The following is an 8,714-nucleotide window of genomic DNA, read 5'->3' as shown; positions in this document are numbered from 1 at the left end:
TTTCCGGCGACTGGCCAGAGACTACGAGCGATTGCCCGAAACCCTAGCCAGCCTGCACTTCGTCATATTCGCCGTGCTTATGCTTGTCCACTTTGCAGCCCTTAACAAAAGTGCCTAACACGCTCTAGCGGGCGACCAGCTTCAGGTGAAATCACGCGACGGCCAAGCGCTCACGGTGAAGCTCAAGGACGGCTGGCGAGCATCGGCAGTCGTGAAAGCCCGTATCGGCGACATCAAGCCGGGCGATTTTGTCGGTATTGCATCGCTGCCCAAATCCGAAGGCGGCGACGGCGCCCTGGAAGTGCTGATTTTCCCGCCGGCATTGAAGGGGACCGGAGAAGGCAGTTATGGCTGGGACCTGAAACCCAATAGCACGATGACCAACGCGACCGTGGGAGACGCGGTCAAGTCGGTGGACGGCAGCATCGTGACCGTCAACTATCACGGCCAGGAAAAGAAGATCTCCATTCCGAACGGTACGCCTGTCGTGACATTGGCGCCCGCCACACCCGACGACGTGAAACCCGGCACGGCGGTATTTATCCCCGCACAGCAAGAGGCGAACGGCACGCTGAGCTCGGGTCAACTGATCGTGGGCAAGAACGGCGTCGTGCCGCCGATGTAATGTAGCGACCACCATGACCGGCTGGTGTTATCCGCCAGCCGGTACGAGGCTTTTCAATGAACACCCCTGATTCAACGCATGCGCGGGCACCGCTTCCCCGCCCGACGCGCCGCCGGTTTATCCGGCGACATTCAGCGACAGTGCGCATCACGCACTGGATCAATGTGCTGTGCCTTTCCGTCATGTTGATGAGTGGGCTGCAAATCTTCAATGCGCACCCCAGACTGTATTGGGGCAAATATGGCGCGGATACCGACCATGCATTCATTGTCATCGGGTCGCGGAAACAGGCAGACGGTTTGCACGGTTTTTTGCGCATCGGTTCGCTGAGTATCGGGACGACAGGCCTTCTCGGTGTTTCCCAGGAAGGCAATGCAGTCGTGCCGCGAGCATTTCCTTCCTGGCTCACGATTCCTTCTTACTACGATCTCGGCGCAGCCCGGAATTGGCACTTTCTGTTTGCATGGCTGCTGGTTATCAATGGCGCGATCTATCTCGCGCACGGCTTCTGGCGTGGCCATATTCGCCGCGATCTATTGCCGGATCGAGACCAGCTCGCACCGCGGCATGTGTGGCGCGAAGTACTGGATCACGCGCGCCTTCGTTTCGCCAAAGGCGATGAGGCACGACGCTACAACGCCCTGCAAAAGATCACCTATCTGCTCGTGGCACTCGTGCTGCTGCCGTTGATGGTGTTGACCGGATTGACGATGTCGCCGGGTATGGACGCCGTCTTTCCATTCCTGCCCGACCTGTTCGGCGGCCGCCCTTCGGCGCGTACGTTGCACTTCATCACGGCGTCCTTGCTCGTGCTGTTTGTCGTCGTCCATGTGTTGATGGTCGTCCTGTCCGGCTTCTGGAACAACTTGCGTTCGATGATCGACGGGCGTTATGCGATCGACCACTCGGGAGAGGCACGATGAAATCAGGGTTTTCGCGGCGGCGCATGCTGGCAGGCTTGATATCCGGTGCCGGCGCGGTTCTGCTTGCCGGATGCGATCGAGCAACGCAAAGTACCGGGTTCGCCGCCTTGCTGCGCAATAGCGAGAAGCTGACGATGGAGAGCCAGCGCTTGCTGCTCGGCCGTCAATCGCTGGCTCCTGAATACAGCGTGGCCGACTTGTCGCCCGTGTTCCGCGCCAATGGCACTCAAGCCCCCGACTCCGAGGAGTACAACCAGCTGCTCGAGAACGGCTTCGCCGACTGGCGATTGCAGGTGGATGGGCTCGTACAGCAACCGCTCAGCCTGTCGCTCGACGAACTGAAGCGTCTGCCATCGCGCACGCAGATTACCCGGCACGATTGTGTCGAGGGGTGGAGCGCAATTGGCCAATGGCAAGGCGTGCCGCTCGGGCGAATACTGGATCTCGCGCGCCTGAAGTCCGGTGCGCGCTATGTCGTATTCCACTGCGCGGACGAACTGGAGGTCACGTTCGACGGCAGCGGCCGCTATTACGAAAGCATCGATCTGCTCGATGCTTATCACCCTCAAACCCTTCTCGCCTATGCGATGAACGGCAAGGCTCTGCCGGTGGCGCATGGCGCGCCGCTGCGGCTGAGAGTCGAAAGACAACTCGGCTACAAGCAGGCGAAGTACCTGATGCGGATCGAAGTCGTCCCGGCATTCGATACCTTGTGGGGCGGCCGGGGGGGCTATTGGGAAGATCGGGGCTACGACTGGTACGCGGGAATTTGACGCCGTACGCGCAAACGTACGACGAGTCTATGGCGAATCACGAACTACGCCGCTTGCCCGTTCCGGAAATGCTCGATGACCCATCGCTCGCATGCCGCCCACAGATCGGGCGCCCCGGCTTCGATCACCGGGCCATAGCGGGAGAGCACCTGATCGAGCGAGACGTCGTTCTCCGTCCAGGTGCCGCCGCCGGTCGCGAGGTTGACGAGCAAGGGCTGGAAGCGATCAAGCACTTTGGCGAACTTCGCGTCCGCGGTCTGCGCAAGCTCGAATTCCTGCCACAGGCCGAGAAGCTCGCTACCTTGCGGCTGCGGCAGCAGCCCGAACAATCGCACCGCCGCCTTCGACTCCTGTTCGGCCTGCAACTCGCGCGACGTGCCGCCATGGATCGGAAAATCGCCGACGTCGATCTCGACGATGTCATGCAGCAGAAGCATCTGGATGACCCGAGTCGCGTCCACGGTCTCGCCAGCATGCTCGCTCAGTATCAGCGCGTACATCGCGAGGTGCCAGGAGTGCTCGGCGGAATTCTCTTTCCTGCTGCGGTCCAGCAATGGGGATTGCCGTATGACGGACTTCAGTCGATCGATTTCCTTCAGGAATGCCAGTTGTTTATCCAGCGTGCTCGTCTGCATCGTTTCTCCTTGGGAAGCGGTGGGCCCGGTGCCGTTGCGCTAATGGGGCACGGCTAATGGGTCGCCGCTATTGCGTCGAGTTGCGCGGGCGCCATCAGCGCGAAAGCCGAGCGCATTTCGCGCGCTTCCTCGCCGGGACTGCGGCCAAAAAGCCGCTTGAACTCGCGGTTGAACTGCGATGCGCTTTCGTAGCCGACGCGCATGGCCGCTGCCGCCGCGGTGAGGTCGTCGCGGATCATCAGCAGCCGTGCCTGATGCAGCCGCACCGACTTGATGTACTGGATCGGCGAGGTGGCGGTCACGGTCTTGAAGTGGGCATGGAAGGCCGGGATGCTCAGGTCCGCCTCGCGCGCCAGCGATCCGACGTCCAGCGCCTGGGCGTAATCGCTATGGATACGGCGCAGGGCGCGCGAGATCCGGCCGAAGTTGCCCTGGCTGGCCAGCGCCGCCCTGATCGCTCCGCCGCGCGGACCCATCAGAACGCGAAAGCACAGTTCCCGCACGATGGCCGGACCCAACACGCGGGCTTCGATCGGCGAGGTCAATGCCTTGAGCAGGCGCACGGTCGTATCGGCCAGCGCGGTGTCCAGCGGCGTGGAAATAATGCCGACGGGCGTGGTGGCCGGCGCGCAGGCGTGATGCTCCACCTCGATGACCAGATCGGCCACGGCGGTCATGTCCAGCCGTACGGAGACGGCGAGCAAGGGCTCCCTGGGGCTGGCATCGGTTTCGGTCGAAAACGGCAGCGGCACCGAGAGCACCAGGTAGTGCTGGGCATCGTAGCGATAGAGCTGATCGGCCAGATAGCCGCGCTTGCTGCCCTGGCAAACGATCACGATGCTCGGCTCATACAGCACCGGCGTGCGCCCCAGCGGCCGATCCGCCCGCATCAGGCGTACGCCGTCCAGCAGCGAACGGGTATGCCCTTCCTGCGGGGCGAGCTGCCGGATCAGTGCGGCCATCTCGGCCTGCCGGGATGTGTCAGGACGCGGCTTGCTCATGAAGCGAGTTATTCCTCAAATACGAATAAGCTACATTTTTTCATCAACGAAGTGGTTTTCATAGATGAGAAATAGGAATAGGCAACGACGCGATAGGCTTGCGTCTAGTCCGGGGGACACGTCCTCTCTACGATTTCACCTTGTTCATTCCCCGCCACGGCTTTATTCGCTCGCACTGGGCAACAAGGAGAAAAGATGGAATCGACTACGTCGAATACAAGCAAGGTCATCGTGTTGACGGGCGCCAGCAGCGGCATTGGCGAGGCCACGGTCCGGCATCTGGCGCAGATGGGCCACCACCTGGTCATCGGGGCGCGCCGTATCGACCGCCTCACGGCCCTGCAGGAAGAACTGCGCGCTCAGGGCGCCAGTGTGGATGCGATCGCGCTCGACGTCACCCGGCTCGAAGACCTTCAGCAGATCGCCGCGTTCGCCCACAAGCGCTACGGCCGCATCGACGTGCTGATCAACAACGCGGGCGTCATGCCGCTGTCGCCGCTGGCCGCGCTGAAGGTCGACGAATGGAACCGTACGCTCGACGTCAACGTGCGTGGCGTATTGAACGGCATCGCCGCCGTCCTGCCCGTGATGCAGGCGCAGGGGCACGGCCACATCGTCAACGTTGCCTCGATCGGCGCGCATGCGGTCACGCCGACCGCCGCCGTCTACTGCGCCAGCAAATACGCGGTACGCGCCCTCTCCGACGGGCTGCGCCAGGAGACGGATTCGCTTCGCGTGACCGTCGTCAGCCCCGGCGTTGTCGAGTCGGAGCTGGCCGATCACATCACCGACGAAACGGCACGCTCGGCCATGCGCGAGTTTCGCCGCATTGCCCTGCCGCCGCAGGCCGTGGCGCAAGCCATCGGTTATGCGATCGCGCAGCCGGACGGCGTGGACGTCAGCGAAATCATCGTGCGGCCCACTGCAAGCCCGTATTGATCCCACGCAATCATTCTCTTAAGGAATCCCTATGTCTTACGTCACTTCATCCTCTCACGACGCGCCGTTTGCCGGACGCGTCGCCATCGTCACCGGCGCAGCCAGCGGTATCGGTCTCGCCACGGTCGAGCTGCTGCATCGCCAGGGCGCGCGCGTGGTCGCCGTGGACCTGAGCGAGAACGTCAATGCCCTCGCGCGCGACGGCATCGCGCCGCTGGTCGCGGACATCGCGCAGGAAGCCAGCGCCACGCTGGCCGTGCAAGCGGCCCTGGAGCAGTTCGGCCGGCTGGACATTCTCGTCAACAACGCCGGGATCATCACCAGCAAGCCGGTGGTCGAGATGCGCCTCGAGGACTGGAACCAGATACTGGCGGTCAACGCCACCGGCGCGTTCCTGTTCTCCCGCGAAGCCATGCGGCCGATGATGGCAGCCGGGTCCGGAGCCATCGTCAATATCGGCTCCTATGCCTGCTACCAGTCGTTCCCCAACATTGCCGCCTATGCGGCGTCCAAGGGCGCGCTGGCGCAGCTCACGCGCACGCTCGCACTGGAAGCCATCGGCCACGGCATCCGCGTCAATGCGGTCGGCTCCGGCGATGCCATCACCAACATCACCAATGCCATTCAGCCGGACGGGCCGGCCTATCTGGCCGAGCACGGCCGCAAAGCGCCGATCGGGCGCGCGGCCCGCCCCGAAGAGATCGCGGAAGTCGTGGCCTTCCTCGCATCGGAGCGCGCCAGCTACATGGTCGGTTCGGTCGTCATGGCCGACGGCGGCATGAGCGTCGCCATCCCGTAACGCCATGCACAGGGAGTATCAGGACAGGCACTCACCAACCCATTCGAGGGTCTGGTTCAGCACGGAAGCCGCACGCGGCATCGGCCGCTCCCTCGCCCACCAAACGCTCGCCGACGGCGACGCCGTGGCTGCGCCCCCGCGCACGCCCGGCGGCCTGCGCGAGGCCTTCAACGAAAACCATGCGCGCCTGCTGGCATTGGAATGCCGATCTGGACGCATGGCGAGTCGCTCTCAACGCCGCCGCTTTCATCGACTGATTTCGCCGGTACGCGAATGCTGGAAAAAACGGTTGATCCTCCACCTGGGCGATGGCCGTTTCAATTTGTCGAACCGTCACGCACTTTCCCCATGCCCCTACCCACACTCAGAAACAAGAACCCGAAAATGAAAACGCATTCCCGGAAGCAAGGGTTGATGTCCACGCTGGCTGCCGTTGCGCTGCTTGCCGCCACCCATGCCGCTTTGGCCGTCGAGCGCTGGCAGACGCTGCCGCATACGCCGACGCCGCCGCACTATGATCGCTCGTCCCGTACCGAGCTTCGTGGCATCAGGCTTTACAACGCGGAGGTGGGACACGGCCGCCCGGTCATTCTGCTTCATGGCGGCCTGGCAAATTCCGATTGGTGGGCCCTTCAGGTCAAAGCGCTACGCGTGAATCATCGCGTCATCGTGGTCGATTCGCGCGGCCATGGCCGCAGCACGCGCGATACGACGCCGTACAGCTATGACCTGATGGCCGACGACGTCATCGCGCTGATGGACAAGCTCCGGATCAGGCAGGCCGACATCGTCGGCTGGAGCGACGGCGCCATTCAGGCTCTCGACATGGCCATGCGCCATCCGGATCGGGTGGGCAAGATCGTCGCGTTCGGCGCCAACACCAACACCGACGGCACGCGTCCGGACGCCGACAAGAACCCGACTTTCGCGGCGTTCATCGATCGCACCGGCAAGGAGTACGCGAAGCTGTCCCCCACACCGAACCAATACCAGGATTTTCTCGCCCAGATCGGCAATATGTGGGCGGCCCAGCCCAACTGGACGGACGACCAGCTCCGGTCGATCAGGTCCGAGGTGCTCGTGATGGACGGCGATCATGACGAAGCCATCAAGCGCAGCCACACGGAATATATGGCGAGAACGATTCCGCATGCACGCCTGACGATCCTGCCTGACGCCAGCCACTTCGCGTTTATTCAGGCTCCGGAGGCGTTCAACGAGGCCATCCTGAACTTCCTGGACGACGATAAACAATAAACCCACTTGCTGGCGATCGACACACCGTTCGCCAGCAAGTGGGCGTCACCTTCCGCATGCTCTCCAACGCGTTCCATCGTTTTTTTGAATTCAGGCAAGTGCGGCTAGGACCATCCGGAATGCTCTGTCGTCGAATGCGGATGTTTTGGCACAAAAGTGCGGTCATGGGTTTGTTACCCAACCTTCAACGGTTAATTCCCGCATGAAAATCATTAAAAGGCGTGCGCAACGTCAACGAGGCGAGTGAATCTGTCGTTTACAAAAAATCAGGCCGGAAATCGTTCAACGGGTAAATAGCGAACGCTCGGCCTTACAGGCAGAAAATCTTGCCGATGTGGCGCCGCACAAACATTGTCATGATTGATTCACATAAAAACGTTAAGGCGGCGCACGAATTGCGCGGACTGCGGACGGGAAGGCAGGGCCCGGTACAGATGGGCATGACGGGGAGGAGCCGGCTAATTCGGATTTCGCACCGGAAAATGCAGACCGGCAACGGATGCGATAGTCAGACGATAAATTTTATTCAAACCCTCTGTTCAAGTGTTGGCTTGTGCCGTTAAAGCAACAGAGAACAGGTGACGTGCATCGGACGCTGGTGCGATGCGGGGACCGAGGCAGATAATCGGTTTGTAAAGGAGAAAGATCATGGATGCCAAGCCACCGAAGATTCCGACCCCGGATAAAGTCTTTTACCCGGATCCGGAACCCGTGGGCGTCGAGTTTCTGGGTGCCGAACTGCCTGAGCATGTTCGCGCTTTTTTCGACGAACAACGCAAGTCGTACGATCCGAAGTAATCGTGCAATCATGCGGTGCAACATCGACGCGCGTGCAACAGGTACGCGCTAAATGCACGCGCCCTCATTATCGTTATAACTTTGCGTCCGACATTCGCGTCGCGACGGTAAATCGGTTCGCCTGATTACAACGATGCCGCGCCACTCAGCCAGAGTGCGTGGACGCATGCGCGTTCTTTCTGTATGCCGCGTTTGTCGTACCTTCGGGCGCATGCCCCGCGTGCGACTTCATTGAGTCTCCGCTCGCAGTTTCAGTCGCGCCGTAGTTTCAGCCGCGTAATACGCGCCGTCTGCCGGACATCATTTATTCTTCTCATTTTTCCTCAGCGGCCACCCGGCCTCGTTCACTACATGAATCGTCCGCATCGCTTCGGCGCGTCATACGCGCTCTCCGCCCTCGCACTCACCGCCAGCTTCGCCCTCGCGCCCGCTCCGGCCTTCGCCGATGGCGACGACACCGCGCTCACCAATCTGATTGCGCTGGTTTCGCAACGCCTCGCGCTCGCGGAACCGGTCGCGCGCTGGAAATGGGCCCATCATCAGGCGATCACCGATACGCCGCGCGAAAACGCCTTGCTCGCCGACGTGGAGAAGCGCGCCGCCGCGGCGAACGTCGACCCCGCGTTTGCGCGCGCGTTCTTCCAGGATCAGATCGACGCGAGCAAGGACGTGCAGAACGCGCTCTTTGCCACGTGGCGCAGTACACAACCGCCGCAGGGGCCCGCGCCCGATCTCGCCGCCAGCACCCGGCCGCAGCTCGACAAACTGACGCAATCGCTCATGGCCGGACTGGCGCGCGTGCAGCCGTTGCGCACGGCAGAAGATTGTCCGTCGCGTGTCGCGCGGTCGCTGGCGAGCTGGAAATCACTGACCCGCTACGACTCTGCGCATTCGAGCGCCTTGACGCGCGCGCTCGGTCACGTGTGCGAAACTGGCGGCGTCGGCGCAACCGGTTGAACCCGGC

General features: G+C 62.0%; 11 protein-coding genes and 1 pseudogene. 9 read left to right on the top strand and 3 right to left on the bottom strand.

Translation table 11 applies throughout. From position 1 onward, the window contains the following. The 4 genes and pseudogenes from G3N58_RS34200 to G3N58_RS17460 form a co-directional block, all read left to right on the top strand. Positions 1–118: pseudogene (locus G3N58_RS34200) on the top strand (IS5/IS1182 family transposase); the annotation flags it as partial. A gap of 27 nt (positions 119–145) precedes the next feature. Continuing rightward, positions 146–625, top strand: coding sequence for a hypothetical protein (locus tag G3N58_RS17470; RefSeq protein ID WP_205999727.1), 480 nt, complete (start codon positions 146–148; stop codon positions 623–625). Between the two features lie 56 nt (positions 626–681). Next, on the top strand, positions 682–1,548 hold the full coding sequence (locus G3N58_RS17465) for a cytochrome b/b6 domain-containing protein (RefSeq protein WP_167046556.1): 867 nt from the start codon (positions 682–684) through the stop codon (positions 1,546–1,548). Continuing rightward, positions 1,545–2,321, top strand: coding sequence for a molybdopterin-binding protein (locus tag G3N58_RS17460; protein WP_205999726.1), 777 nt, complete (start codon positions 1,545–1,547; stop codon positions 2,319–2,321). The genes G3N58_RS17465 and G3N58_RS17460 overlap by 4 nt, the downstream gene beginning before the upstream one ends. Before the next feature lie 44 nt (positions 2,322–2,365). Here G3N58_RS17460 and G3N58_RS17455 read toward each other — a convergent pair whose 3' ends face one another. Further along, entirely contained in the window at positions 2,366–2,956 is a 591-nt protein-coding gene (locus tag G3N58_RS17455; RefSeq protein ID WP_205999725.1) for an HD domain-containing protein, read from the bottom strand. Positions 2,957–3,009: 53 nt separating this feature from the next. Then, on the bottom strand, positions 3,010–3,957 hold the full coding sequence (locus tag G3N58_RS17450; protein WP_241017144.1) for an AraC family transcriptional regulator: 948 nt from the start codon (positions 3,955–3,957) through the stop codon (positions 3,010–3,012). 195 nt (positions 3,958–4,152) lie between these two features. Between G3N58_RS17450 and G3N58_RS17445 the strand changes: the two genes are divergently transcribed. Both G3N58_RS17445 and G3N58_RS17440 read left to right on the top strand, forming a co-directional pair. Further along, positions 4,153–4,896, top strand: a complete 744-nt coding sequence (locus G3N58_RS17445) for an SDR family oxidoreductase (protein WP_205999724.1) — start codon at positions 4,153–4,155, stop codon at positions 4,894–4,896. Positions 4,897–4,927: 31 nt separating this feature from the next. Then, a complete protein-coding gene (locus G3N58_RS17440; RefSeq protein ID WP_167281561.1) occupies positions 4,928–5,695 on the top strand; it encodes an SDR family oxidoreductase in 768 nt (255 codons plus the stop codon). Positions 5,696–5,726: 31 nt separating this feature from the next. Here G3N58_RS17440 and G3N58_RS17435 read toward each other — a convergent pair whose 3' ends face one another. Then, on the bottom strand, positions 5,727–6,032 hold the full coding sequence (locus G3N58_RS17435; protein WP_167281563.1) for a hypothetical protein: 306 nt from the start codon (positions 6,030–6,032) through the stop codon (positions 5,727–5,729). Positions 6,033–6,079: 47 nt separating this feature from the next. On the opposite strand from G3N58_RS17435, the gene G3N58_RS17430 reads away from it, so the two are divergent. The 3 genes from G3N58_RS17430 to G3N58_RS17420 all read left to right on the top strand — a co-directional run bounded on the left by G3N58_RS17430 (position 6,080) and on the right by G3N58_RS17420 (position 8,707). Beyond that, positions 6,080–6,952 (top strand): alpha/beta hydrolase, encoded by an 873-nt coding sequence (locus G3N58_RS17430; RefSeq protein ID WP_205988392.1) that lies wholly within the window; start codon positions 6,080–6,082, stop codon positions 6,950–6,952. Between the two features lie 648 nt (positions 6,953–7,600). Beyond that, the gene (locus tag G3N58_RS17425; protein ID WP_167046539.1) at positions 7,601–7,750 is read left to right on the top strand and encodes a hypothetical protein; all 150 of its coding nucleotides are present in this window, start codon (positions 7,601–7,603) and stop codon (positions 7,748–7,750) included. Between the two features lie 351 nt (positions 7,751–8,101). Next, entirely contained in the window at positions 8,102–8,707 is a 606-nt protein-coding gene (locus G3N58_RS17420) for a chorismate mutase (RefSeq protein ID WP_167046536.1), read from the top strand. Positions 8,708–8,714 lie beyond the last annotated feature (7 nt).

It is taken from the genome of Paraburkholderia sp. Ac-20342, assembly GCF_017104985.1.
GTDB lineage: Bacteria > Pseudomonadota > Gammaproteobacteria > Burkholderiales > Burkholderiaceae > Paraburkholderia.
The sequence above is the reverse complement of the archived record's forward strand: the minus strand, read 5'-3'. Positions and strand labels throughout refer to the sequence as shown.